This window comes from Pseudomonas sp. Root401 (assembly GCF_001425105.1).
Taxonomy (GTDB): domain Bacteria; phylum Pseudomonadota; class Gammaproteobacteria; order Pseudomonadales; family Pseudomonadaceae; genus Aquipseudomonas; species Aquipseudomonas brassicacearum.
Map to the genome: position 1 here is coordinate 16,214 of NZ_LMDO01000001.1, position 26,298 is coordinate 42,511.

Sequence of the window (26,298 nt, forward strand, 5' to 3'; positions counted from 1 at the left end):
CTGGAAAGACGATCCGTGAACGAGATTATTCCAGTGCAGGAAAAATAAATACGAGGCGTGGGAATAAACCTGCCGGGCTTTCGTCTGACGGGTCCTTTCCAACAAATGGCCCCGAGCCCTGGAGCTTTCTCATGGTTGATCCTTCACCCTCGTCAAGCCGGCCACCCTTGAGTGCCGCCGGCCTGACATTGCGCCTGAGCGGCATCGCCGTGATTGTTGCCGCGCTGGCCGGGGCGTTTGCCTACGTCAACGGCAGCCTCGACCCACAGCGCCTGACACCGCAGGCATTGGTCAATGTGCTGGAAAAAAACAACGGCGTTCACCCGGGCTTTCGACGCAACCACTCAAAAGGTGTCTGCGTCGCGGGCTATTTCCAAAGCACGGGCGAGGCCAGCGCCTATTCCAGCGCCCAAGTGTTCTCGCAGCCGCAAACGCCTGTGGTTGGGCGTTTTGCCTTGCCCAGCGGCAACCCCTATGCACCGGACGGCAGTGTGCCGATTCGCAGCCTGGCACTGCGCTTTACCCAGGCCAACGGCCAGCAATGGCGCACCGGCATGAACAGCATGCCCGTGTTTCCGGTGGGCACGCCCGAAGCCTTCTACCAACTCCAGCAAGCCCAGTCGCCGGACCCTGCCACAGGAAAACCGAACCCTGCGGCCGTACCGGCGTTCTTTGCCGCGCACCCCGAAGCGGCGCCGTTCCTGCAATGGATCAAGACCGCCAAGCCGTCGGCCAGCTATGCCACCGAAACCTACAACGGCATCAACGCGTTTTATCTGGTCAACCCCGCCGGGCAGCGCCAGGCGGTGCGCTGGGGCGTGGTGCCGATGAGCCAGGACGCTGCGGATACGACGCCACCCCAAGGGGCCGACTTCCTCGAGCAAGACTTGGCGAAGCGTCTCGCCGCCGGGCCGTTGCGCTGGCAGTTGAACATCACCCTGGCCAACCCGGGTGACCCGGTGAACGATGCCAGCAAGGCCTGGCCTGCTGACCGCAAGGTCCTCAATGCCGGCACGTTGGTGCTCGAGCGCACCCAGGCGCAGGACAACGGCGAATGCCGCGACATCAACTATGACCCGTTGATCCTGCCCCAAGGGATCGAAGGTTCCGAAGACCCGCTATTGGTTGCGCGCTCCGCCGCCTATGCCAGTTCCTATCTGCGCCGTACCAGCGAAGTGAGCCAGTTGCCCGCCAAACAGGAGTCCCGCCCATGAGCGCCCCTCGTCACTTTGCACCGCTGGCCCGGGTGCTGCACTGGCTGATGGCAGTGATGATCATCGCCATGCTGTTCATCGGCGCGGGCATGGTCGCCTCAGTCTCCGAGCGCCATGAATGGCTGCTGCAGTTGCACAAACCATTGGGTATTGCGATTTTGCTGTTGGTGATCGTGCGCCTGGTGGTGCGTTTTACTACCCGCCAACCGCCGCTACCGGCGGATCTGCCGGCATGGCAAGTGTTGGCGGCAAACGCCTCGCATGTGCTGTTGTACGCCCTGATGCTGGTCCTGCCGCTGTTGGGCTGGGGCATGATTTCGGCGGCTGGGGACCCGGTGATGCTCGGCGACTCGTTGCAACTGCCTTCGATTCTGCCAGCCCACGCCCAGACGTTCGCACTGCTGCGCAAGGCCCACGGGTACCTGGCTTACCTGTTGTTCGTGACGGTGCTGGTGCATCTGGCGGCGGCGTTGTTTCACGCTTGGGTGCGCCGGGATGAGGTGTTGGACAGTATGTTGCGCGGCAAGGGCTGATGAAATCATGGCAAGGGTGCTTGCTCCCGCCGGGTGGCGTCTGTAGGAGCTGCCGAGCGAAGCGAGGCTGCGATCTTTCCACTGGCGCTTGAGCTTCAAGTGAAAGATCAAAAGATCGCAGGCTTCGCCAGCTCCTACATCGCCGAGCGGGAGCAAGCTCCCTCGCCACGGTGGATCAGCGCAATTCGTCGACCATGGCCTCGATGGTGCTCAACATATCCTTGCCCAGTTGCATCGAGCGTTTGCCCGACCAGCCGGTGATCGGGTTCGGGTGATCGTTGTGGTCCTTGAACGGCATTTCCAGAGTCAGGGACAGGCAGTCATATTTCTGCCCGACCGCGTTGCAGGCCAGGGTCATGTTGGCCTGGCCCGGTTCGTCGCGGGTGTAGCCGTGAACGGTCTGGAAGTCTTTGGTCTGGTGCTTGAGATGGCTGCGAAAGCGCTCTTCAAGTTCGGCAATGCGTGGCGTGTAGCCCGGGTTGCCTTCGCAACCGGCGGTGAAGACGTGGGGAATTTCCTCATCGCCGTGAGCATCGAGGAACAGATCGACGCCGTACTTTTCCATTTGCTGCTGGACGAAAAAGACCTCGGGGCTGATTTCCGGACTGGCGTTCTGCCAGGCGCGGTTGAGGTCCTGGCCCATGGCGTTGGTCCGCAGATGCCCGTGAAACGCGCCGTCCGGGTTCATGTTCGGCACCAGGTACAGATCGGCTTTGGCGAGCAACTGGTTCAGTTGCCTATCGTCATGCTGCTGGAGGCGTTCGATCACGCCCTCCATGAACCACTCGGCCATGTGCTCGCCGGGATGCTGCTGGGCGATGATCCAGATTTTGCGCCGGCCTTCGGCACCACTGCCTTTGCGCAGCAGCTGAATGTCACGGCCTTCCACGCTTTTACCAACGGCCAATAGTTCGGTGCCGGCCTTGTGTTGCGCTTGCTCGATCAGCCAATCGTGCCGGCCGCGGCTGTAGGGTTCGAAGTAGGCGAACCAGGCGTTGGTCTGTTCGGTCTCCAGATAAAAGCGCAGGGCGTCGCCTTCAAATTGGGTCGGAATGCGGAACCAGTTGACGTGATCGTAGGAGGCAACGGCCTGGTAGTCCGTCCAGGCCTTGTTGTAGGACGATTGACTGGCGTTGAGCAGCCGAAAGGAATACTCCTGGCCGACGTGCAGGCCGCTGGCCTTGAAGTGGAACCACTGGAAATGGGCGCTGCGGGTGTCGGGCCTGATCTTGAGCAACGACTGCAACGGGTTGCTGATGTCGACGACTTCGATGTTGCCGCTGTCGAAATTGGCACTGATATCAAAGGAAGATTTAGCCACGGTCACGATTCCTGGAGAGGATTTTCATGGCCATTACTGTACACGCAAGAAGAGGGCGCCGAGACGATTTACGTCACGTAAAAGAGGGGGCGTCCTCCCTGGACGCCGAGCCAGCTTAGAGAGTCTGCAATTGATTCTCAAGTGCTGGCTGTCGATAGTTTCGGCCCGCGTGGCGGGGCTGCTCTTGCAAACAGATATTCATTTGCTATCATCGCCGCCACCGAATTGGCAGCACCCAAAAAGACTTCATTAGCCTGAAGACATAAGCCGAAAAATCGGCAAAAAAAAGACCCGGCAAAAAGCCGGGTCAAAAACCGTGATTAGCCTGATGAGGAGATATTCCAGAAGTCCGACCTAAGGTCTTCTGGGCTATCGACTGATCTCGCGACCAGCTGATGCAATAATAATCATTATCATTTGCAAGTCAAATGGTTTTATCGCATCGATTGGAAAATTTTTTCTCGTCGTCCGCGTTCGCGGCGACATTCCCGAGTGTTACCCCTAGCGAGTCGGGTAGCCATCCAGGGATCGGTCAAGCATCACCTTGACCAGATCAATCATGTGCACCACCGAAAATGCCAGGTCACGGTTCGAACCGTTCAACTGGCTGGCGGACTCGTGGGCGGTTGCCGCAGCGCAGCGCAGCAGGTCGCATGCGTGAACAAGGGCTTCTTCTGCGCTGATGCTGTGGTGGACGTCGAAGAAGCGATGTTCTGCCTGTGCCTGCGAAACACCTGGTTTCAAGTAGTAGTCGAGGGCGCGTTTGGCCGCTGGGCAATCCTGCAAGGAAGGGAACGTGCTGTCGAAAGGGCTGCCGGGTTGGTCTTTGTTGGGTGTATCCATGATGATGAAAATCTCCGTGTGTGGGGCTGAACTCCTGAATCCAGAGTAGTACTTATCGTAATTGTGACGATAATTTAAATACTACAATTTGTGTTTTGAATGGCCGGAGTCATCCACGTATCGTGCCGCACATGGATAAATGGATAGAGTTGGTCAAGGCCAAGATGAAGGAGCTGCGCATCACGCAAGTGGTGCTCGCAGAACGGTTGGGAATGTCCCAGGGCGGCGTCGGCCATTGGCTGACCAGGCGCCGGCAACCCAGTGTCGAAGACATGAACCGGGTCCTGCGGGAGCTGGGGCTGGAGTTCCTGGAAGTGGCGATGGTGATTCGCGAGCCGGACACCTCCACGGACGAAGGCATGGCCCTGGCGCAGAAGTACAACCCGTACTTCCGCTACCCGGTCAGTGAATGGCACGAGGTTGGCGAGGTCCGCGAAGGCGATCCTGGCGCCTACAGCCAAGTGCGCTACGAACTGACGGACTACCACGCCCTGGGGGCCGCGTTCTGGCTGGTGGTGGTGGGCGACGCGATGACCGCACCCAGCGGGCTGAGCATTCCCGAGGGCATGTCGATCCTGGTGGATCCGGCCATCGAGGCGGTGCCAGGCAAACTGGTGGTCGCCTGCTTGCCCGGCAGCAGTGACGCGACCTTTCGCAAATTGATCGAAGAGAGCGGGCAGCGTTACCTGGTTCCGCTCAATCCGACTTACCCGAAAAACCTGTACACCGAGCAATGTCGCCTCATCGGTGTGGTGGTGCAGGCCACCATCAGGTTCTGACTGGATCGGCCCTGGGAGCGGGCCGATACCTATTCTTCGAACGCCACCAGGGCGCTGCCTTCGCTGACCATTTCGCCTTCCTGGCAATACAGCGCCTTGATCACCCCGGCCTTGGGCGCACGAATGCTGTGCTCCATTTTCATGGCCTCCAGCACCACCAGTTGAGCCCCGGCCTCCACCGGCTGGCCGACACTCACCAATACCCGCACGATACTGCCGTTCATGGGCGCGGCCAGGCCGCCTTGATGGCTGTGGCTGGCCTCGGCGGCGGCCAACGGGTCGTACAGGTCGATCCGGTGCAGGTCACCCGCCCATTGCAGATACAGGCTGTCGCCCTGGCGAATGGCCCGATGACTGCGGCGCAGGCCATGGTACTCGATCACCAGTTGCTCGCCCTCGAGTTCCGCGCAATGGGCGCTAACGTCCAGCGTCAGCGCGCGATCCTGGCCTTCGCAGCTCAGGTGCAAGGTGGTTTCCCTTGGCAGCCCCAGACGCAGCCCGGTGGTGCTGGCCCAAGGCGAATCGGCATCATCGCAGCGCACGCGCGGTGTCAGGCTCAAGGCGAAGCCCTGGGCGGCTGCGAACCAGAATGCGTCATCCAATTCGCCAGGCTCTGGCAGCAATTGCGCCTGGTAACGTGGGATAAATCCGGTGTCCAGTTCTGCTGCCGCGAAGGCAGGGTGGGCCACGATTCGGCGCAGGAACCCGATGTTGGTTTTCAGCCCGCCAATGGCAAATTCGTCGAGCATGCTCAACAGCCGCAAGCGCGCCTGTTCACGGTCTTCACCCCAGGCAATCAGCTTGCCGAGCATCGGGTCGTAGAACGGCGAGATTTCATCGCCTTCTTCAACCCCGCTGTCGACCCGCCGGCCCGGGCCCTCGGCCGATTCGCGATACAACGCCAGGCGTCCGGTGGCCGGCAGGAAATCGTTGACCGGGTCTTCGGCATATAGCCGCACTTCGATGGCGTGACCGAGCAGCGGCACTTGCGCTTGAGTGATCGGCAAGGGTTCGCCTTGGGCGATGCGGATCTGCCAGGCCACCAGGTCCAGTCCGGTGATCGCTTCGGTGACCGGATGCTCGACCTGCAAGCGGGTGTTCATTTCCATGAAGAAAAACTCGCCCCGCGCATCCAGCAGGAACTCCACCGTGCCGGCCCCGACGTAACCAATCGCTTGGGCTGCGCGCACGGCGGCTTCACCCATGGCCTGGCGCAATTGCGGGGTCAGGCCGGGGGCGGGGGCTTCTTCCACCACTTTCTGGTGGCGGCGCTGGATCGAGCAATCGCGTTCGTTGAGGTACAGGCAGTTGCCGTGTTGGTCGGCAAATACCTGGATTTCCACATGGCGCGGCTTGAGCAGGTACTTTTCCACCAGCATCCGTGAGTCGCCGAACGAGGACTGCGCTTCACGCTGGGCCGAAGCCAGGGCTTCGGCCAGTTGGCTGACGTCCTCGACGACTTTCATGCCCTTGCCGCCACCGCCGGCCGTGGCCTTGAGCAATACCGGGTAGCCGATGCGCTCGGCGGCGTCGCGAAAGGTCTCCAGGTCCTGGGCTTCGCCGTGATAACCGGGCACCAGGGGCACCCCGGCGGTTTCCATCAAGGCCTTGGCCGCCGATTTGCTGCCCATGGCATCGATGGCCGAGGCCGGTGGCCCGAGGAAGATCAGCCCGGCGCTTTCAATCGCCCGGGCGAACCCGGCGTTCTCGGACAGAAAGCCATAGCCGGGGTGGATGGCCTGGGCGCCGCTGGCTTTCGCTGCGGCGATCAGCTTGTCGATTTGCAGGTAGCTGTCGGCTGCCTTGCTGCCGCCCAGGTCGACGCGGATGTCGGCTTCACGGCTGTGGCGGGCATCGCGGTCGGTGGCGCTGTGGACGGCCACGGTGGTCAGGCCCAAGGCCTTGGCGGTGCGCATCACGCGGCAGGCGATTTCGCCACGGTTGGCCACCAGCAACGTAGTGAGGGCAGGGGCGCTCATCGACGCGGCTCCTTGTTATTCGATTCGGCTTGCCAGTTCGGCGCGCGCTTTTGCAGGAAGGCCCGCAGGCCTTCCTGGCCCTCCGGACTGACGCGGATGCGGGCGATGGCGTTTTCGGTGTAGCGCCGCAGCGCCGGGGTAAGAGCGCCGTTGCCGACTTCACGCAGCAGTTCCTTGCTGGCGCGCATGGCCGCCGGGCTGTTGAGCAACAGGTTGTCGATCCACTGTTCGACCTGGTGGTCCAGGGTCTCGGCCGGGTAACTTTCCGACAGCAAACCGATTTCTTTCGCACGTTGCCCGTCGAAGCGTTCCGCCGTCAGGGCATAACGACGCGCGGCACGCTCGCCGATGGCTTGCACCACGAATGGGCTGATCACCGCTGGCGCCAGGCCAATGCGCACTTCCGACAGGCAGAACTGTGCTTCATCGGCGCCAATGGCCATGTCACAAGCGCTGATAAGCCCCAGTGCGCCACCGAACGCCGCACCCTGGACGACGGCCAGCGTAGGAATTTTCAGCTTGGCGAGGTTGTACATCAGCTCCGCCAGTTCCCGGGCGTCATCGAGGTTGGTGTGGTAGTCGAGCTCGGCCGATTGCTGCATCCAGGCCAGGTCGGCGCCGGCGCTGAAATGCTTGCCGCGCCCGCGGATCAGCAGGAAGCGCAAGCTTGGATCGCTGCTGACGTGGTCCAGGGCCAGGATCAGTTCGCGGATCATTTCGGCGTTGAACGCGTTGTTTTTCGACTCGCGGCTGAGCCACAGGGTGGCAACCCCCCGTGGGTCGGTGTGCAGTTCGAGGGTGTTGAAGTTATCCATGGACATTCCCCGTTTACATCCGGAACACGCCGAAGCGGCTCGGTTCGATAGGCGCGTTCAGTGACGCGGACAAGGCCAGGCCCAGCACGTCGCGGGTCTGGGCCGGGTCGATGACGCCGTCGTCCCACAGCCTGGCACTGGAATAGTAGGGGTGACCCTGTTCTTCGTACTGGTCGAGGATCGGTTGCTTGATCTCGGCTTCCTGTTCGGCGCTGAAGGGGTGGCCGCTGCGTTCGGCTTGTTCACGCTTGACCTGCACCAGCACGCCGGCTGCCTGTTCGGCGCCCATCACGCCAATCCGCGCGTTTGGCCACATCCACAGGAACCGCGGGTCGTAGGCGCGGCCGCACATGCCGTAGTTACCCGCGCCGAAACTGCCGCCAATGATCACGGTGAATTTCGGCACTTTGGCGCAGGCCACGGCCGTCACCAGTTTGGCCCCGTGCTTGGCGATGCCGCCGGCTTCGTACTTCTGCCCGACCATGAAACCGGTGATGTTCTGCAGGAACAGTAGGGGGATCCCGCGCTGACAGGCCAGTTCGATGAAGTGCGCGCCTTTCTGCGCGGCCTCGGCGAAGAGAATGCCATTGTTGGCCAGAATCGCGATCGGGTAGCCGTGCAAATGAGCGAAGCCGCACACCAGCGTCGTTCCGAACAGCGCCTTGAATTCGTCGAACACCGAACCGTCCACCAGGCGCGCGATCACCTCCCGCACATCGAACGGCTGCTTGGCGTCGGCCGAAACCACGCCGTACAGCTCGTCGCCCGAGTAAAGCGGGGCAATCGGCAGGCGATGCTGCAACTCGCCCTGTTTGCGCCAATTGAGGTTGGCCACGCTGCGGCGGGCCAGGGCCAGGGCATGTTCGTCGCTGTCGGCGTAATGGTCAGCCACGCCGGAGATCTTGCAGTGCACATCGGCACCGCCCAGGTCTTCGGCACTGACCACCTCACCGGTGGCGGCTTTCACCAACGGTGGGCCGGCGAGGAAAATCGTCGCCTGCTGGCGGACCATGATCGCCTCGTCCGCCATGGCCGGCACATAGGCGCCACCGGCGGTGCAGGAACCCATGACCACGGCGATCTGCGGGATGCCCTGGGCACTCATGTTGGCCTGGTTGAAGAAGATCCGCCCGAAGTGCTCGCGGTCCGGGAACACCTCGTCCTGGCGCGGCAGGTTGGCGCCGCCGGAGTCCACCAGGTAAATGCAGGGCAGGCGATTCTGCTGGGCGATGGTCTGGGCGCGCAGGTGTTTTTTCACCGTCAGCGGGTAGTAGGAGCCACCTTTTACCGTCGCGTCGTTGGCGACAATCATGCATTCGACGCCTTCCACGCGGCCGATGCCAGCAATCACGCCAGCCGCCGGCACGTCTTCGCCATACACTTCGTGGGCTGCCAATGGGCTGATTTCCAAAAACGGCGAGCCCGGGTCCAGCAGCCGGTTGATGCGTTCACGGGGCAGCAACTTGCCTCGCGAGGTGTGCCGTTCCTGGGCCTTGGGACCGCCGCCTTGGCGAATTTGCGCGAGCAGGGTGCGCAGGGCCTCGACGTGTCCGAGCATCGCATCGCGGTTGGCGATGAACTCCGGCGAGCGCGGGTTGAGCTGAGTGTGCAGAATCATGGCTACTCCGTAGCAGCTGTTAGCTTCAAGCCACAAGCTGCAAGCCAGAGCGCGTTTCTCTTGCCGCTTGGAGCTTGTCGCTTGCAACTGACGAAATTCATTTCGTCTCGTTAAACAGTTCGCGGCCGATCAACATCCGACGAATCTCACTGGTGCCAGCACCGATTTCGTACAGCTTGGCGTCACGCAGCAGACGGCCGGCCGGGAATTCATTGATGTAGCCATTGCCGCCGAGGATCTGGATGGCGTCGAGGGCCATTTGCGTGGCGCGTTCGGCGCTGTAGAGGATCACCCCGGCGGCGTCCTTGCGGGTAGTTTCGCCGCGCTCGCAGGCCTGGGCCACGGCATACAGGTAGGCGCGGCTGGCGTTGAGCTGGGTGTACATGTCGGCGACCTTGCCCTGGATCAGCTGGAATTCGCCAATGCTCTGGCCGAACTGCTTGCGGTCGTGGATGTAGGGCACGATCAGGTCCATGCAGGCCTGCATGATCCCGGTCGGGCCGCCAGAGAGCACGACGCGCTCGTAGTCAAGGCCGCTCATCAGCACTTTCACGCCACCGTTGAGTGTGCCGAGGATGTTTTCTTCCGGCACTTCGACGTCATCGAAAAACAGCTCGCAGGTGTTGGAGCCGCGCATGCCGAGCTTGTCGAATTTGTTGCTGCGGCTGAAGCCTTTCCAGTCGCGCTCGACGATGAAGGCGGTGATGCCGTGGGGACCTTTTTCCAGGTCGGTCTTGGCGTAGATCACGTAGGTGTTGGCATCGGGGCCGTTGGTGATCCAAGTCTTGCTGCCGTTGAGCACGTACTTGTCGCCACGCTTGTCGGCTCGCAGTTTCATCGAGACCACGTCGGAGCCGGCGTTCGGCTCGCTCATCGCCAGGGCACCGATGTGTTCGCCGCTGATCAGCTTGGGCAGGTACTTGGTTTTCTGTTCGTGATTGCCGTTGCGGTTGATCTGGTTCACGCAGAGGTTGGAGTGGGCACCGTAGGAGAGGGCGACCGAGGCCGAACCGCGGCTGATTTCTTCCATCGCCACCACGTGGGCCAGGTAGCCCAGGCCAGCGCCGCCGTATTCTTCCGGTACGGTGATGCCCAGCAGGCCCATGTCGCCGAACTTGCGCCACATGTCGGCGGGAAACAGGTTATCGATATCGATCTGCGCTGCTCGCGGCGCCAGCTCGGCCTTGACGAAGGCCTGCACCTGGTCGCGCAACATGTCGATGGTTTCGCCGAGGGCAAAGTTCAGGGATGGGTAGCTCATGGGACACCTTTGGGCTTTTTTATTGGGTGCGGGGAGCGGTGGAACGGCTCTCACCTTTACGTTAACGTAAGCCTGTGACGAGAGGCTGTCAATCTACCTTTACGTTAACGTCAACTTGAGCCAGAGTAAGTGCGCCTGGAAAAATCGTGGCGAGGGAGTTTGCTCCCGCTCGAGCGCGTGTAGGAGCTGCCGAAGGCTGCGATCTTTTGATCTTTTGATCTTTCGCTTGAGACTCAAGTGTCTGGGAAAGATCGCAGCCTCGTTGCACTCGACAGCTCCTACACAGCTCCTACACAGCTTCTACGCAGCCACAACGGCATCTGTGCATGAGATTCACCGCTACACCCACTAATAAAGACAAGAGGGGGCGTCATGGATCAACCCGGTTCGCATTCGCAGCTCAGCTACACCCGTGGCTCCCAGGCCAAGGCTTTGCTGGCCCAAACCATCGGCGAGATTTTCGACCAGACGGTGGCCCGCTATCCGGAGGGCGAGGCGTTGGTGGTTCGCCATCAATCGCTGCGTTATACCTGGCAACAGCTGGCCGAGGCCGTTGATCTGCACGCCCGAGCCTTATTGGCGCTAGGCTTGAAAAGCGGTGATCGCCTTGGCGTGTGGGCGCCCAATTGCGCCCAGTGGTGCATCAGCCAGTTCGCCAGTGCGAAAATCGGCGCCATTCTGGTCAACATCAATCCAGCCTATCGCGTTTCTGAACTCGAATACGTGCTGAAACAATCCGGATGCCAATGGCTGGTGTGTGCCGGGTCGTTCAAGACCTCGAATTATCACTCCATGTTGCAAGCGCTGGCACCAGAGCTGGCGGAGCAATCGATCGGCCACTTGCAGAGCGAACGCTTGCCGGATTTGCGCGGTGTGATCAGCCTCGATTCCCAGCCGCCATCAGGTTTCCTGCCCTGGTCGCAACTGGCCAGCCTGGGTGCGGCGGTGACGCCGGAACAACTGGTTGAACGTCAATCCAGCCTGCAGTCCGATCAACCGGTGAATATCCAGTACACCTCCGGCACCACCGGCTTCCCCAAGGGCGCTACCCTCAGTCATCACAACATTCTCAATAACGGTTACATGGTCGGCGAAAGCCTGGGCCTGACGGCTGGCGATCGGCTGGTGATCCCGGTGCCGCTCTACCATTGCTTCGGCATGGTCATGGGTAACCTGGGCTGCATGACCCATGGCAGCACCATGATCTACCCCAACGATGCCTTTGACCCGTTGCTGACGCTAAAGGCCGTGGCCGAGGAAAAAGCCACGGCACTGTATGGCGTGCCCACCATGTTCATCGCCCTGCTGGATGAGCCGCAGCGGGGCGACTTCGATGTGTCCAGCCTGCGCACTGGCATCATGGCCGGGGCCACATGCCCCATCGAAGTGATGCGACGGGTCATCAATGAAATGCACATGGCCGAAGTGCAGATTGCCTACGGCATGACGGAAACCAGCCCGGTGTCATTGCAGACCGGTCCTACAGACGAGTTGGAACTGCGCGTAACCACCGTCGGCCGTACCCAGCCGCAACTGGAAAGCAAAATTATCGATGAGACCGGCAATATCGTCCCGCGTGGGGCTGTCGGCGAGTTGTGTACCCGCGGCTACAGCGTGATGCTCGGTTACTGGAACAACCCCAAGGGCAGCACCGATGCCATCGACCCGGATGGCTGGATGCACACCGGCGACCTGGCGACCATGGACGAGCAGGGCTACGTGCGCATCGTCGGGCGCAACAAGGACATGATCATCCGCGGCGGGGAGAATATTTACCCGCGTGAGCTGGAGGAGTTCTTCTTCACTCACCCGGCGGTGGCGGACGTGCAGGTGATCGGCATCCCGTGTTCGCGCTATGGCGAGGAAATCGTTGCCTGGATCAAGTTTCATCCCGGCCACAGTGCCTCAGAGCAAGAACTGCAAGCCTGGTGCAAGGAGCGCATCGCCCACTTCAAGACGCCGCGTCATTTCAAATTCGTCGAAGAATTTCCCATGACGGTCACCGGCAAGATCCAGAAATTCCGCATGCGCGAAATCAGCATCGAGGAACTGCGCGAGGTAGAAGGCTGAGCAAGACCCCCTGTGTGGGGCTTGCTCGCGAAGGCGGCGTCACAGTCGATGAAGATGTTGGATGGGCTGGCCTCTTCGCGAGCAAGCCCGCTCCCACAAGAAAAGCTCAAACCCCAGACAGCACAAAGGGGAGCCGAAGCTCCCCTTTAATTTTGTCGTCGCGTGCTCTTTTTTTATTATTGAGGGGCGGCCTGTTGTTGTTTTTGGCAGCCGTTGCCCTTTACCGCTGTTTTTGGCGATCCCCATCCGGGATCAAGAGCAAACGTATTTTTTTGAGCGCTGATCTGCTTTTTCGCCTTGCGATCCAACCGATTCGGGAGCTACCTGAAGGTAGTTTTATTGTTCTCTGCCCGGTTGCGGGTTGCTCCTGAAAGCACCCTGAAAAGCACATCCTCTCCAAAAAAATCTGTTAGCTGCGTCTCTGCCGTGTTGTTTTTGTTATGTCAGAGTCGTTTCGTCTTGTTTTTATTGGGTTTGCTGCGTTTTTTTATTCTTGTTATGCAAGAGATAAAGCAGGTGGCGTGCCAATTTTTAAAATTCTATATAAATCAATGATTTATGTTTTGTCGTCGAAAAAACTGACGCGCCAGACCAGACAAATTGTTTCCGTGTTACTCGTTTCACCGCTGTTACAAAGCTAGCGGTAACACCTCACTGTGCGCTGCGGGCCTTGGCGACACGCGAACCGCTAGGGCGGCCGAGCACGTCGCAGATCTGCCGACCCGCGGCGATCAGGGCGTCCAGGTCGACACCGGTTTCGATACCCAAGCCATTGAGCAGGTACAGCACGTCTTCGGTGGCAACGTTACCGCTGGCGCCCTTGGCATAAGGGCAGCCGCCCAGGCCGGCGATGGAGCTGTCGAACACCGCGATGCCTTCCAGCAGGCTGGCATACACGTTGGCCATGGCCTGGCCGTAGGTGTCGTGGAAGTGTCCGGCGAGCTTGTCCCGAGGCACTTCGGCGCCCACCACCTCGAACATCCTGCGGGTGGCCCCGGCGGTGCCCGTGCCGATGGTGTCGCCCAGGGAGACTTCGTAGCAGCCCATGGCATACAGCTCCCGAGCGACCCAAGCCACCTGTTCAGGCTTGACCGCCCCTTCATACGGGCAGCCCAGCACGCAGGACACGTAGCCGCGCACACTGACGTCGTGTTGTCTTGCAGCTTCCATGATCGGCGCGAAGCGCTCCAGGCTGTCCTTGATGGAGCAGTTGATATTGCGCTGGGAAAACGCTTCGGACGCGGCGGCGAACACCGCCACCTCTTTCACGCCCGCCGCCAGCGCGTCTTCAAAACCCCGCAGGTTCGGCGCCAGGGCGCCATAGGTCACACCGGGCTTGCGCTGGATCTGCGCAAACACCTCGGCGGAACCGGCCATTTGCGGCACCCACTTGGGCGAGACGAAACTGCCGACTTCGATGTAGCCCAGGCCGGCGGCGCTCAAGGCATCCACCAAACGCACCTTGTCGGCGACGCTGATGGGCTGTGCTTCATTCTGCAGCCCGTCACGGGGGCCGACTTCGATCAGGCGTACAAAGGAGGGGAGGGACATGGGGATTGACCTGTAGTGAGTTGCCAAAGTATCGAGAACGATGCTGCCCCCTGTGGGAGCGAGCCTGCTCGCGATAGCGGTATGTCAGTCAACATTGATGTTGTCAGTTACATCGCTATCGCGAGCAGGCTCGCTCCCACAAGGGGCATGTTGTGTTACTGGACGATTTCCTCGCCCTTGATCGTCTGCTCCAGCGCCTGGATGCAGCGTTCTTCGGCGGTATCGAGTTCCAGTTTCATCTGTTCGATGTCAAGCAGTTGCTGTTCGAGCTGTTCCCGGCGCTCGGCGATTTTCGCCAGCATGCTGTGCAGCTGTTTCTGATTGCCGCTGGAGGGGTCGTAGAGTTCGATCAGCTCGCGGCACTCGGCCAGGGAAAAGCCAATGCGCTTGCCGCGCAGGATCAGCTTCAGGCTGACCTTGTCCCGCGGCGAATAAATGCGCTCCTGGCCTCGTCGCTCCGGGCTCAACAGGCCTTGTTCTTCGTAGAAACGGATGGCCCGGGTGGTGATATCCAGCTCGCGGGCGAGGTCGGAGATGCTGTAGGTCTGGCTGCTCATGGAAGCGCTCGAAACGAAAGGGGCTGGCGCTAAGCTAAAGGCAGGTTGACGTTCGCGTCAAGCAGAGCGGTCTCATCCTGGAAGCGCAGCACCTTTGGGAGCGAGCTTGCTCGCGATGACGGCAGCACATTCAACATTAATGCAAGCTGATCCACCGCCATCGCGAGCAAGCTCGCTCCCACAATTTTGATTGCCTAAACCTTGTCGAGCTTCTTTTCATGGGCCGTCACCTGCTGGCACAGCTCGATCATCTGCTCGCGCATCCAGCGGTTGGCCGGGTCCTGGTCGGTGCTTTCGTGCCAGTAGAGGTGGGTTTCCACCGGCGGCACATCGTTGACTGGTAACAGGAAGGCATGCAAATCGTGACGACGGGCAAAGCGCTCGGGAACGGTCATGACCATGTCCGTTTGTTGCAGCACCTGGGAGGCCATCAGGTAATGCTGGGAGCGCAGGGCGATCTTGCGCTGGATACCCATCTTGCCGAGGGCCAGGTCGACATACCCCAGCCCGTTGCGGCGGCTGGAAATATGCACGTGGGTCTGGGCCAGGTAATCATCGAGGCTGATCTTTTCCTTGCCCGCCAACGGATGGCCCTTGCGCATGGCGCACACGTAGCGATCTTCCATCAACTTGACGTGGCGTACCTGTGGGTCGGTGTTGAGCGGTGCGTCCACGGCGAAGTCGAGGCGGCCGGCGGCCAGCTCCTTGGTGGTTTCACGGCGCTTGGAGAGGAAGCTCTCGATCGCCACGGTCGGCGCCAGGCGACGCAGGCGCTGGAACAGCAGCGGCAGGATCACGCCTTCGGTGAGGTCGGTCATGCTGATGCGGTAGGTCTTGACCGCCTGCAGCGGGTTGAAAATCCGGCTTTCCTGAACCGACACCCGCAGCAACGACAGGGCGTTGCGCACCGGACCGATGATGTTCTGGGCCATGGGCGTCGGCACCATCCCCTGGGCGGTGCGCACGAAGAGCGGGTCGTTGAAGGTTTCCCGCAGACGCGCCAGGGCATTGGACACGGCCGGCTGAGTGATGCCGACGATCTGCCCGGCGCGGGTCAGGTTGGCTTCGGTGTAGATCGCATCGAAGACAATGAAAAGGTTGAGGTCGACCTTGCTCAGATTCATGGCGCTGCACTCTTGTTCTTGGGCTTGTTGTGAGGTGCCGGGTGGCGATAAAAATCAGTGAAACATATATCGGTGATGAATGTTAATACACGCCGAGAATAGGTTAGGTAAATTTTCGTAGCTGAACTAGCATCGATTTCATGACCTAAAACAACCTCTGCCCAGAAGGTGCTGCTCATGGATTTTGCCTATTCCCCCAAGGTTCAGGAACTGCGTGAACGCGTCACGGCGTTCATGGATGCCTACGTCTACCCGGCCGAAGCAGTGTTCGAGCGGCAAGTGGCCGAAGGCGACCGCTGGCAACCCACGGCCATCATGGAAGAGCTCAAGGCCAAGGCCAAGGCAGAAGGCCTGTGGAACCTGTTTCTGCCTGAATCCGAACTGGGTGCCGGCCTGACCAACCTGGAATACGCGCCGCTGGCAGAGATCATGGGGCGCTCGTTGCTGGGACCGGAGCCGTTCAATTGCTCGGCGCCGGACACCGGCAACATGGAAGTGCTGGTGCGCTACGCCAATGAAGAACAAAAGCAACGCTGGCTCGAGCCACTGCTGCGCGGCGAGATCCGCTCGGCTTTTGCCATGACCGAGCCGGATGTTGCCTCCTCGGACGCCACCAACATGGCCGCCCGTGCCGAGCGCGACGGCGACCAGTGGGTCATCAATGGCAAGAAGTGGTGGACCTCAGGGGCCTGCGACCCGCGCTGCAAGATCCTGATCTTCATGGGCCTGAGCAACCCTGATGCGCCACGCCATGCCCAGCATTCGATGATCCTGGTGCCGGTGGACACCCCCGGCGTCAAGATCGTCCGGCCGCTGCCGGTGTTCGGCTACGACGATGCGCCTCACGGGCATGCCGAGGTGCTGTTCGAGAACGTGCGGGTGCCGTACGAAAACGTCCTGTTGGGTGAAGGACGTGGCTTTGAAATTGCCCAGGGTCGCCTTGGCCCGGGCCGGATTCATCACTGCATGCGTTCGATCGGCATGGCCGAGCGCGCATTGGAGTTGATGTGCAAGCGTGCCGTCAGCCGCACGGCCTTCGGCCAGCCGTTGGCGCGTCTTGGCGGTAACATCGACAAGATTGCCGACTCGCGGATGGAAATCGACATGGCGCGCCTGCTGACGTTGAAGGCGGCGTACATGATGGACACGGTCGGCAATAAAGTGGCGAAGAGCGAAATTGCCCAGATCAAGGTCGTCGCGCCGAACGTGGCCTTGAAGGTCATCGACCGGGCGATCCAGATCCACGGTGGTGCCGGGGTTTCCAACGATTTCCCGCTGGCCTACATGTACGCCATGCAACGCACCCTGCGCCTGGCCGACGGTCCGGATGAAGTCCACCGCGCGGCCATCGGCAAGTTCGAGATCGGCAAGTATGTGCCCAGGGAAATGTTGCGCAGCAAGGGCTAGGATCTGGCCTGTGGGAGCGAGTCCGCTTACTCCTTGACGCTCATGTACTCCTCGGCCCAGCGGATGTAGTCCTCGGGCTGGGTGTAGGTGTGGGTCAGTTCGGTGGCGCTCAGGTCCGAAGCCTGGGTGAAGATCTGCCGTTGTTCGCGAAGGCTGTCGTAAGTCGCCTTGATCGCGGCGAAATAGGCGCCGTGGCCGTCGATGGTCACGCGCACGCCCAACTCGGCCAGGCGCTTGTCGTCGCGCAGCAACGGGTTGCCATAAGTGACAAGCATCAGTGGCACGGTCAGGTTTTCGCTGATCTTCTCCAGATGATCGAAGTCTTGCACGCCTACCATGCAAATCCCGTCCGCCCCGGCACGCTCATATTGCTGGGTACGGCTGATGATTTCCTGGACCGGCAGAATCGCTGCGTTGGTCCGGGCGATGATCGCCATTTCCGGATCGACTCGCGCCTCCAGCGCCGCACGAATCTTGCCGACGCCTTCGGCTACGCCGATCAGGTCGGTGGATTTACGCCCGAACTGGGCCGGCAGCAAGGTGTCCTCGATGGTCAGCGCCGCGATGCCGGCGCGTTCCAGTTCAACGATGGTGCGCATCACGTTCAGGGCATTGCCATAGCCGTGGTCGGCGTCGGCAATGACCGGCAGTTGGGCCACGCGGCCGATGCGGGTGGCCTGTTCGGCAAATTCACTGAGGGTGATCAGGGCGAAGTCCGGCGCGCCCAATACTTGCAACGACGCCACCGAGCCTCCCAGGATGCCTACTTCGAACCCCAGGTCAGCGGCAATGCGCGCCGACATCGGGTCAAACACCGACGCGGTGTGGTAGCAGGTGTTGGAAGCCAGCAATTGGCGAAAGTTACGACGTAAATCTTGATGGGAAAGCCTGGACATATGAGTTCCACCAATGGAATGGAAAGGCTTGAGCAAAAGTGTCAACGCCGAAAGATCCAAAGGCTATCACGTGGCAAGCGCAAAGATGATGACGAATGTGTATGGGTGATGCCGTTATGGCATCGAAAAAAGGCTGCAGGCCCGGAAAGTCTGCAGCCGGGCAAAAAAAGCCCATTTCAAACTATTCAGTCTTCGGTCGGTAGGCTCCAGAACTGCTTGATCTCGTGGATGTTTCCGACGTTGAAGCGCGTCGGGAAGCCGGGGAGTGTGCAGTGGATTTCGTTGGTTAACTGCATGGCGGTATCGACTACATTGGTACCCGCTCGCAGTAATGGGGTTTCATCCCAGTCTTTCATCAGGTTATTCATGGTTTCTCCTTCTTTAGTTGTTGGACAGCGAATGACTAGTTGGCGTTGAGCTGTGACAGCGTCTCTGTAAACAGTGCGATCTCTGGCGCAGCGATGCCGGGGTAAAGCGGTCTGTAATTTTTATCGAAACACCAAGCTTCGTCGGTCTTGACCAGGTGTTTAGGATGAATAAGTACACTCAATGAAGCGGACATTGACTTCGGGGCGATTTGCTTATGGATTTCCCGTAGTGCAGGCATGTACAGGACTTCACCTGGCGCAAGTTTAAGTTTTTGCACTTTACCCAGCCTGGGTCTTTTACCTTTTTGCAGCGGTAGATCATCAAGTATTTTGCGTGTAATGGTGGTGTAGCCATCTCCGCTGTAGCCGACTGCATACATTTCAAAGTCGTGACTGTGGTTCAGGTTATAAATGAATGTTTCGCTTTCATCATGAGTTTCTACCGGCGACCAGAATCCCAGGCGAAGGGTGAATGAATCATTCTTGTGCAGTACAAAACCATAGGCGTTATAGAGGCTGTTGCGTGTACTGAAACCGTCTCGCTGGAGGGTGGTATAAAGATGGCCGCTCAATAGACAACGGTTTTTGGCCAGTTGGCGCAAGTCTGCAATGATCCTGGCTTTGTCTCGCTGCAGGTCATAAGTGTTCAGTCGCTCGACAAACGTTTCCAGGTTCATGCCGCCAGCTCCAGTGGACGGAGCAAATTGTCCAGGCGTGCGTCTTCGCGTTTTTTCAGCGACGGGACGTAACTCAACGCGTTTTGCGGGTCAGCCCGATAAAGCATCTGGAAGGCTTTCCATGCCACGGCGGGGTGATAATGGAAGATCAGCTCCCCGGCAACCCTGACACCTTCCGGGTCCTGGATCGTTTCGAGTAATTCGAGGCTCACCAGGTACCGGGCGGCACTATTGTCTTGAGGCAGCCAGGCTGTTTTACGCAATGAGACAGGATCAAATACGCTGATGTCCGCACTGCGGTCGGGGAAATTAATTCTGCCAATCAATGCAGGTTGTTTTTCGTCCCTTTGAGAATAGTCGAATAAGGTTCGATTGCCATCAATGATCAGCGGATTGCAGTTGTCGATGATCGAGGTGTCGGTTTTTTCAAGTTGATGCGTGTTGAGGGTGTATTGCTGGATTTCGAAAGGTTGATCAAGTGCGAATAGAATGCTTTGGCCAGGCACCGAGTACAGTTGCGAAGACGCAGTGTTAGATGCAGGTGCCTTGATACTGATATTGCCAACGCTGGTGCAATGCAGCGTGATGGTGCCGGTGTGCGGGTTGGTCATGTTCATGACGGTCGCGCGTCGAGACTGTGCCGTGGCAACTTGGTTTTGACTGTCCAGGTCGGCGATCAATTGTTTGATTTGCGCGGTCATGTCTAATGTCTTGATTTTCTCCGCTATGCGTTCGAGCGGTATTCGTGTAGCAATCAGATTCTTGATCATGAACATTGTCGTTACAGTGGGGCGGTGCGCGAAAGTATGGGTCTCGAGTAGATAAGTGGCAATTATGCAATTGTGGAGAAGTATTGCTGATTAACGACATTCTTATGTATTGAATATCCGAGGTCGGGCGGTACCGAGGCTACGCCGCCACCGCCTGTTGTCCCTGCCTGGGCAATGCCACGGCCCGCACCGTATCACCCGGTTGCACTTGCAGGCGTTTGGCGGTGAGGCGATCGACGAGCAGCTTGTGGCCATGCAGGTGTGCGCGAGCGCTGGTGACGCGGCAGTTTTCCAGGCGCCGATTGTGAATCATCCAGACCGGTGCCTGTTCGTCCGGGGTGCCAATGACCAGGGTCAGCATCTGGCTGTCGCGCACGGTGCGGATCTTCGACACTGGCGCCTCGATCACCGGGCCGCCGTCAAAGATGTCGATGTAGCCCTTATGGCTGAAACCTTCGGCACTGAGGATCTTCAGGGCCGGCTCGGTGTTCGGGTGAGCCTTGCCGATCACCGCCTGGGCCTGTTCGGTGAGCAGACAGGTATACAGTGGCTGGCGTGGCATCAGCTCGGCGATGAACGACTTGTTGCCCATGCCGGACAACTGATCGGCGTAGCTGAAATCTTTCTTGAAGAAGTGCCGTCCCAGGCTGTCCCAGAACGGCGAGCAGCCTCGTTCGTCGGAATGGCCCCGCAGTTCGGCGATCAGTTTTTCGCCGAACAGCTGGGGAAATTCGGCCACGAACAGCAGGCGCGCCAGGGACAGCAGGCGTCCGTTGTGGCCGTGGCGTTGCTCGGGGTGCAGGAACAACGAGCAGATTTCCGATTGCCCGGACATCTCGTTGTTGAGGAACAGGGTCGGGATCTGCCGCTGGATCCCCAGCTCTGGCGCCGAGCTGACCGTCAGCCCGACCCGATAGTTGTACCAGGGCTCGCGCAGCCCGACCGCGCCGGTCAGGGCACTGATGCCCACCACCTGCCGGTCATCGTCTTCGAGCACGAACAGGTAATCGGCGTCGGCACGTTCGACTTGCCCGGCAAAGGTCCGTTGGGCCCAGCGAATACGGTGGGCCAGGCGCTCTTCGTTGGCCGGCAGGCTGGTGAAGCCGGGACCTGCGCAACGGGCCAGGTCCAGCAACGCGGGCAGATCGGTAATGGCGACCGGACGGACAATCATGCTGCAGCTCCTTCATCGTGTCGGTCCAAGCGCCGATGCGTGCCACGGGATCGAGTGAAGTTCATAGGGCAACCACCCGGATCCGCTCGCCATCCATGACGTCCAGGGCGGCCAGCATGTCGGGCGACAGGGCCACGGGGCCTTCGGCATTGACGTCCAGCTCGGCGACGATGGCCCGGTAGTTTCCAAGACGGTCGTTACTCAGCAGATAACGGCCTCTGGCATCGATCTGCAGGCTTTGCCGGGCCGTGGCGCTCCGACTTTGCGTGATGGTGCGGACGTTGGCGATACGGGCATGCAAGGTCGGCCCGCCGTCGAAGATATCGACGTAGCTGTTGGTCTCGAAACCCTCGCGCGCCAGGATGTCGAAGGCTTCCTGGCCGTCGGGATGCACCCGGCCGATGCAGGCCTGGGCCGCTGGCGGCAGCATGGGCACGTAGATCGGGTATTGCGGCATCAGCTCGGCGAGAAAGGTCCGGCTCTGCAAGCCACACAACCGTTCGGCTTCGACGTAGGGCAGGTCGAAGAAGTGCTGGCCGATGGCGTCCCAGAAAGGTGACTGGCCGTCCTCGCTGCTGAAACCGACGATTTCGGTGATGACCGATTCGGCAAAGCGCTGGGGGTGGGCAGCGATGAACATCAGCCGGGCCCGGGACAGCAGCTCCGATTCCGGCGTGCGCACCCGCTCGGCGTCGATGTGGAAGCCACGCAGCAGCGTCTGTCCGTTGAGGTCCTGGCACAGTGACAGCGCGGGCACGCCATGCTGGATGTTCAGCTCCCGGGATTCGCTGGAAAACGGCCGGTTGCGCAGGCTGTAGAACGGTTCGTTGTAACCGGTGCTGGAGAGAATTTCCGAACAACCGACCAGGCGCCCGGATTCCAGGTCCTCCAGGACAAAAAAATAATTCTCCGCGCCAGGACCCTGCACATCAGCCTCGAACGAGGCGCACGAGTCGAGGATCTTTTCCTCCAGGCACGCGGTATCGTCCGGCAGCGACGTGACCCCCACCAAGCTGTCACGGGCCAGTTGTTGCAGTTGCGGCAGATCGGTTAATTGAACTGGACGTAAGGCCAGCATGGATTGCACTCCTGTTCCAGAGAGCCCGGTGACCAGCACCGGGCTTGACGATCACTGTCGATGTCCACGCGTTGTAACCACGGTTGGCCGAATCCTTCGGCCGCCAGCCCTCACTGGCCGGCCGGATCGGACACGGCGCCAGGGTTGCCGAATTTGTTGAGCACACACAGGTAGACCACGCCTGCGGCGATCCAGATCAGGCCGAGCTTCTGCGCAGCCACGCCCATGTTGTACATGATGGCCGCGACGATCACGAAGCCGACCAGTGGGCAGATCAAGTGGCGAATCAGCTGGCCGGACCGCTGGCGGCGCCAGTAATGGTTGATGACGGTGATGTGCAGCAACATGAAGCCGCTCAGGGCGCCGAAGTTGACCAGGGAGGTGAGGGTGTCCACGGCGTCGATGAACAGGTAGCAGATCAGCAGCGACAGCACCGCCACCAGGTAGATGCTCAAGTACGGGGTGTTGTGTTTTGGATGGACCTTGGCCAGCACCTTGGGCAACTGGCCGTCCCGGGCCATGCCGAACAACAGGCGCGATACCGCCGCCTGCGAAGTGATCGCCACGGCCACGCCCCAGGCCAGGGCCGTGGCAACCGCGGTCAAGGTGGCCAGCCAGCTGCCGGCTGCCAACTCGGCGATTTCATAGAATGCGGTGTCGGCGGACTTGAAACCCATGCCGGCGGCCAGGTCCGTGGCGATCCAGGTCTGCACCACGAAGATCGCCCCCATCACCAGCAAGGTCACCAGGGCTGCCTTGCCGACGCTGCGGCCCGGGTCGCCCTTGATCTCTTCAGCCAGGGTGGAAATGGCGTCGAAGCCCAGGAACGACAACACTGCGATGGACACGGCTTGCATCAGCAGGGCGAAGTTGAAATGTTCGGGGCTGTACAGCGGCGCCAGGGTCAGTTGGCCGTTACCGGCCCCGCCGTGCAGGGCGTTCCAGGCGTAGAACAGGAAAATCCCCAGCACCACCAGCTGCGCCAGCAGGAAAATGATGTTCATCCGCGCGGTGAAGGTGATGCCGCGCAGGTTGACGAAGGTCGCGCTCACCAGGAACGCCAGGATGAAACCGACCTTGGGAATGTCCGGGTACAAATGGTTCAGTGCCATGGCGGCGTAGACATAGAGCAGCGGCGGGATCAGCAGGTAGTCCAGCAGCATCAGCCAACCGGCAATGAAGCCAACGTGTGGGTTAAGGCCCCGTTGCGCGTAGGAATAGACCGAACCTGCCACCGGAAAGGCCCGGGCCATGCTGCCGTAGCTCAAGGCCGTAAACAGCATCGCCACCATGCCGATGATGTACGCCAGCGGCACCATCCCCGGTGCCTCGGCGTTGACATAGCCATACACGCCGAACGGCGCGATGGGGATCATGAAAATCATCCCGTATACCACCAGGTCTGTCAGCGACAGGCCGCGTTTCAATTCCTGCTTGTAGCCAAATGCCTCAATGCTCATGAGCCGTTTTCCTTTTCAGCTGTGTGGGTTGCGCTTGCTTGCTGTCTGTCGCTGGAAACTTGCCGCTGCCGCGCTACAGCAGGGGCGCCAGGTAGGCACTCCAGGTCCGTACCGCCTCGGGGCTGCGCAGTTGGTCGTTGCGCACTTCGATCAACACCGAATCCAGGCCGCGGCCATCGCCGTGTACCGGAACCGTCATGTCGGTCAGGGGGTTGATCTTGTAGGGCTGGTTGCCTGCTGCCCGCAGCGAATGCCGGCCCAGCCCGTCGACGATGTGCTGGGCGTATTCCTTGGCTTCGCCGAACAGCACGCCCGCTTCGAGGGCACGCGGCTGGCCGTAGAACACCGGGGTGAAACTGTGGATGCCCACCACGCGCACCGGTCGGTTGGCGGCCAGGCGCTGGTCGATCAACGCCCGCAACTGATCGTGGAAGGGATGAAACAGGCGCTGCTGGCGATATTCGCGCGTGGCCTCGTCCAGGTCATGGTTGCCCGGGACCTGGTAGATCTCGCTCTGGGCCGGAATGCTGTCCGGCACATGCAGCGGCCGGTTGAGGTCAATTAACAGCCGTGAGTAATTGGCCGCCAGCAAGGTCGCGCCGAGGGTTTCGGACAGGCGTTCGGCCAGGTGCAGGGCGCCAATGTCCCAGGCAATGTGCTCCTGGGACGCGGTTTCATCCAGGCCCAGATCGTTCAGCGCATCGGGAATGAAGCGGCTGGCGTGTTCGCACACCAGCAGCACCGGGTGTTCGGAGTCCTCCCGGGCCAGTCGGTAGGGTGGCCTGGTGTAGAGGCCCGATTCAGCACATTCAATAGATTCGTGCATAGTGCTCACAACGCTCGGCAGGTGACAGTGCCTCGGTCAAGGCCAGCTCCTGGGCCTTCAAGGCGAAGTAGGTTTCGACCAGCGGGCCGGGCAGGGTCTCGACCAGCGCCCCGCTGTGGCGCAGGCAGTCCAGCGCCTGGGCCAGGGTTGTCGGCAGGGCGATAATGCCACGGGCACGACGTTGTGCTTCATCCAGCTCATCGGGTATTTCATCGGTGACAGCGTTCAAGGCCAGTCGTTGCTGGATGCCCAGTCGCCCGGCAATCAACAGCGCAGCCATCGCCAGGTGCGGCGAAGCGGTGGCGTCCATGGCGCGGAACTCCAGGTTGTACTGGTTCGCCAGCGGTTTGCCGCTCAGGCTCACGGTCGGGCAGATGCGCAGCGCTGCTTCGCGGTTGCGCTGTCCCAGGCACGCATAGGACGCGCTCCAGTGATGAGGTTGCAGGCGCTCGTAGGACACCGGTGTCGGCGCGGTCAGCGCACACAGTGCAGGCAGATAGTGCAGCACACCGGCGGCCCAATGCTGGCCGAGGCTGGACAAGCCGTTGCTGCTGGCGGCGTCATGCAGCACCGGGTCCGCGCTCAGGTCTTGCAGGCTCAGGTGCAAATGCACGCCGTTGCAGACGGCGTTTTCCGCGGTCTTGGGGGCGAAGCTCAGGTCCAGGCCCATTTGCCGGGCGATCTCGCGGGTGATCTCCCGTACGTTCACGGCCCGGTCGGCAGCGGCCACGCCCAAGGTCGGGCGGCAGGTGATTTCGTATTGATGCTGGCCATATTCCGGCAGGAACATTTCCGGCTCGACACCGCCGGCCCGCAGGGCACTGAGCAACCATCCGGCGAATTCGGCCTGCTGGCGCTGGGCCTGGAGGCTGAAGGCCAGGCGATCAGGCTGCGCAGGCGTGGCAACCAGGTTGAATTCATGCTCGAACGCGGCGAAGACCTGCAAGCCCAAGTCGGTGCGATAACGCTCCACTTCGTCCTGCAACAGCGTGCGCGGGCAGGCGCTCCATGGCCGGCCATCGGTCTCGCGCACATCGCAATGGATGAAGTCGAGGGCGGGCGCCTGGGCGTCGGGGCCGTTGTTGACGGTCACCCGGCTGGACAGGTCCGGCACCAGCCGCAGGTCGCCATAGGCGCCCCAGGGGTTGGTCGAAGCGATGATGTCCTGGGGCGTCAGTGCGCTGTTGGCCGGCACCCAGCCACAGCCAGCGGTGACGTAGTGAGGCAATTCATCACTGGGAAACGAGCGCCCACGGGTCACGCCGATCAGATCGGTGGTCACCAGGGTCGTGACGGGCAGCGGGGCGAGGACGGCGGCAGGATCGAGGCGGCTCATGGCTGCATCTCCTGCAAACGCGCGAGCACGGTGTCGGTATCGGTGATCCAGCAATAGCCCTTGATCGCGTTCAGGCACGCCAGGTGCCGTTGTTCGGTGTAGGTGGCGCAGGCATCTTCCACCAGCGTGACCAGGTAGCCGCGATCGGCGGCGTCGCGCACGGCCATGTCGACGCACTGGTCGGTGACGATGCCGGCGACGATCAAGTGTCGGGTCTGCAGGTTGCGCAGCACGTAGTCGATGTTGGTGGAATTGAAAACCCCGGAGGAGGTCTTGGGCAGCACGATTTCGTTTTCCAGCGGCGCCAGTTCGGCAATGATCTGCGCCTCGGGGCTGCCCTTGGGCAGGTGCATGTCCGACAGCTTGTGGTCCAGGGAACGGTCGCGGCCATCGGCGGTGAGGCTTTCGATGTGGGTGTGCAACACGTTGTGCTGCGCTTCGCGCATCGCGTTGAGCAAGCGCTGCTGGTTGGGGATGACCTGCTGGCGGGCCCGCTGGATGAAATACTCGGCCTCGCGGGTGTGCAGGTGGGCATCGAATTGCGGTTCCAGCCAGGCGCGTTGCATGTCCACCAGCAGCAAGGCCGTGTGCTGGCAGGTGAACGGCAAATCCCGGGGCGAGCGGTGGGGGAGCGAGAACAT

The 26,298-nt window shown here is 60.8% G+C and carries 24 protein-coding genes; 5 read left to right on the plus strand and 19 right to left on the minus strand.

Annotation, left to right across the window (positions count from 1 at the left end):
- Nucleotides 1-131 precede the first annotated feature (131 nt).
- Nucleotides 132-1,214: a catalase family peroxidase gene (locus tag ASC85_RS00085; RefSeq protein ID WP_057447755.1), complete on the plus strand. Its 1,083-nt coding sequence runs from the start codon at nucleotides 132-134 to the stop codon at nucleotides 1,212-1,214.
- Nucleotides 1,211-1,747 (plus strand): cytochrome b, encoded by a 537-nt coding sequence (locus ASC85_RS00090; RefSeq protein WP_057447756.1) that lies wholly within the window; start codon nucleotides 1,211-1,213, stop codon nucleotides 1,745-1,747. Before ASC85_RS00085 ends, ASC85_RS00090 begins: the two co-directional genes overlap by 4 nt.
- A gap of 175 nt (nucleotides 1,748-1,922) precedes the next feature.
- Here ASC85_RS00090 and ASC85_RS00095 read toward each other — a convergent pair whose 3' ends face one another.
- The gene (locus ASC85_RS00095; protein WP_057447757.1) at nucleotides 1,923-3,074 is read right to left on the minus strand and encodes a M14 family metallopeptidase; all 1,152 of its coding nucleotides are present in this window, start codon (nucleotides 3,072-3,074) and stop codon (nucleotides 1,923-1,925) included.
- A 495-nt stretch (nucleotides 3,075-3,569) separates the two neighbouring features.
- Entirely contained in the window at nucleotides 3,570-3,911 is a 342-nt protein-coding gene (locus ASC85_RS00100) for a DUF6124 family protein (RefSeq protein WP_057447758.1), read from the minus strand.
- 131 nt (nucleotides 3,912-4,042) lie between these two features.
- Here ASC85_RS00100 and ASC85_RS00105 point away from each other — a divergent pair, with 131 nt between their 5' ends.
- Nucleotides 4,043-4,690 carry a LexA family protein gene (locus ASC85_RS00105; protein WP_057447759.1) on the plus strand — a complete coding sequence of 216 codons (648 nt, stop codon included), beginning with the start codon at nucleotides 4,043-4,045 and terminating at the stop codon, nucleotides 4,688-4,690.
- A gap of 29 nt (nucleotides 4,691-4,719) precedes the next feature.
- Here ASC85_RS00105 and ASC85_RS00110 read toward each other — a convergent pair whose 3' ends face one another.
- The 4 genes from ASC85_RS00110 to ASC85_RS00125 form a co-directional block, all read right to left on the minus strand.
- Nucleotides 4,720-6,669, minus strand: coding sequence for an acetyl/propionyl/methylcrotonyl-CoA carboxylase subunit alpha (locus ASC85_RS00110; protein ID WP_057447760.1), 1,950 nt, complete (start codon nucleotides 6,667-6,669; stop codon nucleotides 4,720-4,722).
- Nucleotides 6,666-7,484: a gamma-carboxygeranoyl-CoA hydratase gene (locus ASC85_RS00115; RefSeq protein ID WP_057448208.1), complete on the minus strand. Its 819-nt coding sequence runs from the start codon at nucleotides 7,482-7,484 to the stop codon at nucleotides 6,666-6,668. The genes ASC85_RS00110 and ASC85_RS00115 overlap by 4 nt, the downstream gene beginning before the upstream one ends.
- Nucleotides 7,485-7,497: 13 nt before the next feature.
- Nucleotides 7,498-9,102, minus strand: coding sequence for a carboxyl transferase domain-containing protein (locus ASC85_RS00120; RefSeq protein WP_057447761.1), 1,605 nt, complete (start codon nucleotides 9,100-9,102; stop codon nucleotides 7,498-7,500).
- Nucleotides 9,103-9,199: 97 nt separating this feature from the next.
- Entirely contained in the window at nucleotides 9,200-10,363 is a 1,164-nt protein-coding gene (locus ASC85_RS00125) for an isovaleryl-CoA dehydrogenase (RefSeq protein ID WP_057447762.1), read from the minus strand.
- Between the two features lie 372 nt (nucleotides 10,364-10,735).
- Between ASC85_RS00125 and ASC85_RS00130 the strand changes: the two genes are divergently transcribed.
- Complete coding sequence (locus ASC85_RS00130; protein WP_057447763.1) at nucleotides 10,736-12,433, plus strand: AMP-binding protein; 1,698 nt, start codon at nucleotides 10,736-10,738, stop codon at nucleotides 12,431-12,433.
- Between the two features lie 651 nt (nucleotides 12,434-13,084).
- Here ASC85_RS00130 and ASC85_RS00135 read toward each other — a convergent pair.
- The 3 genes from ASC85_RS00135 to ASC85_RS00145 form a co-directional block, all read right to left on the minus strand.
- Nucleotides 13,085-13,984 carry a hydroxymethylglutaryl-CoA lyase gene (locus tag ASC85_RS00135; RefSeq protein ID WP_057447764.1) on the minus strand — a complete coding sequence of 300 codons (900 nt, stop codon included), beginning with the start codon at nucleotides 13,982-13,984 and terminating at the stop codon, nucleotides 13,085-13,087.
- Nucleotides 13,985-14,139: 155 nt separating this feature from the next.
- Nucleotides 14,140-14,541, minus strand: coding sequence for a MerR family transcriptional regulator (locus tag ASC85_RS00140; protein WP_057447765.1), 402 nt, complete (start codon nucleotides 14,539-14,541; stop codon nucleotides 14,140-14,142).
- Between the two features lie 194 nt (nucleotides 14,542-14,735).
- Entirely contained in the window at nucleotides 14,736-15,665 is a 930-nt protein-coding gene (locus ASC85_RS00145) for a LysR family transcriptional regulator (RefSeq protein ID WP_003200002.1), read from the minus strand.
- Between the two features lie 177 nt (nucleotides 15,666-15,842).
- Between ASC85_RS00145 and ASC85_RS00150 the strand changes: the two genes are divergently transcribed.
- A complete protein-coding gene (locus ASC85_RS00150) occupies nucleotides 15,843-17,072 on the plus strand; it encodes an acyl-CoA dehydrogenase (protein WP_003200004.1) in 1,230 nt (409 codons plus the stop codon).
- 26 nt (nucleotides 17,073-17,098) lie between these two features.
- Here the strand turns inward: ASC85_RS00150 and ASC85_RS00155 are convergent, their stop codons facing one another.
- From ASC85_RS00155 to ASC85_RS00200, 10 genes are all read right to left on the minus strand, one after another.
- Nucleotides 17,099-17,968 carry an isocitrate lyase/PEP mutase family protein gene (locus ASC85_RS00155; protein ID WP_003200006.1) on the minus strand — a complete coding sequence of 290 codons (870 nt, stop codon included), beginning with the start codon at nucleotides 17,966-17,968 and terminating at the stop codon, nucleotides 17,099-17,101.
- 185 nt (nucleotides 17,969-18,153) lie between these two features.
- Nucleotides 18,154-18,336: a hypothetical protein gene (locus tag ASC85_RS00160; protein WP_003200007.1), complete on the minus strand. Its 183-nt coding sequence runs from the start codon at nucleotides 18,334-18,336 to the stop codon at nucleotides 18,154-18,156.
- A 35-nt stretch (nucleotides 18,337-18,371) separates the two neighbouring features.
- On the minus strand, nucleotides 18,372-19,013 hold the full coding sequence (locus ASC85_RS00165; RefSeq protein WP_057447766.1) for a hypothetical protein: 642 nt from the start codon (nucleotides 19,011-19,013) through the stop codon (nucleotides 18,372-18,374).
- Entirely contained in the window at nucleotides 19,010-19,783 is a 774-nt protein-coding gene (locus ASC85_RS00170; protein WP_057447767.1) for a hypothetical protein, read from the minus strand. Before ASC85_RS00170 ends, ASC85_RS00165 begins: the two co-directional genes overlap by 4 nt.
- Nucleotides 19,784-19,922: 139 nt before the next feature.
- Nucleotides 19,923-20,957, minus strand: coding sequence for an arginine N-succinyltransferase (gene astA / locus ASC85_RS00175; protein WP_057447768.1), 1,035 nt, complete (start codon nucleotides 20,955-20,957; stop codon nucleotides 19,923-19,925).
- A 61-nt stretch (nucleotides 20,958-21,018) separates the two neighbouring features.
- A complete protein-coding gene (locus ASC85_RS00180; protein WP_057447769.1) occupies nucleotides 21,019-22,035 on the minus strand; it encodes an arginine N-succinyltransferase in 1,017 nt (338 codons plus the stop codon).
- A gap of 110 nt (nucleotides 22,036-22,145) precedes the next feature.
- Nucleotides 22,146-23,495, minus strand: coding sequence for an APC family permease (locus ASC85_RS00185; RefSeq protein ID WP_057447770.1), 1,350 nt, complete (start codon nucleotides 23,493-23,495; stop codon nucleotides 22,146-22,148).
- Nucleotides 23,496-23,568: 73 nt separating this feature from the next.
- Entirely contained in the window at nucleotides 23,569-24,321 is a 753-nt protein-coding gene (locus tag ASC85_RS00190) for an N-formylglutamate amidohydrolase (protein ID WP_057447771.1), read from the minus strand.
- Nucleotides 24,305-25,657, minus strand: coding sequence for a glutamine synthetase family protein (locus ASC85_RS00195; RefSeq protein WP_057447772.1), 1,353 nt, complete (start codon nucleotides 25,655-25,657; stop codon nucleotides 24,305-24,307). Before ASC85_RS00195 ends, ASC85_RS00190 begins: the two co-directional genes overlap by 17 nt.
- Nucleotides 25,654-26,298 carry an isochorismatase family cysteine hydrolase gene (locus ASC85_RS00200; RefSeq protein ID WP_057447773.1) on the minus strand — a complete coding sequence of 215 codons (645 nt, stop codon included), beginning with the start codon at nucleotides 26,296-26,298 and terminating at the stop codon, nucleotides 25,654-25,656. Before ASC85_RS00200 ends, ASC85_RS00195 begins: the two co-directional genes overlap by 4 nt.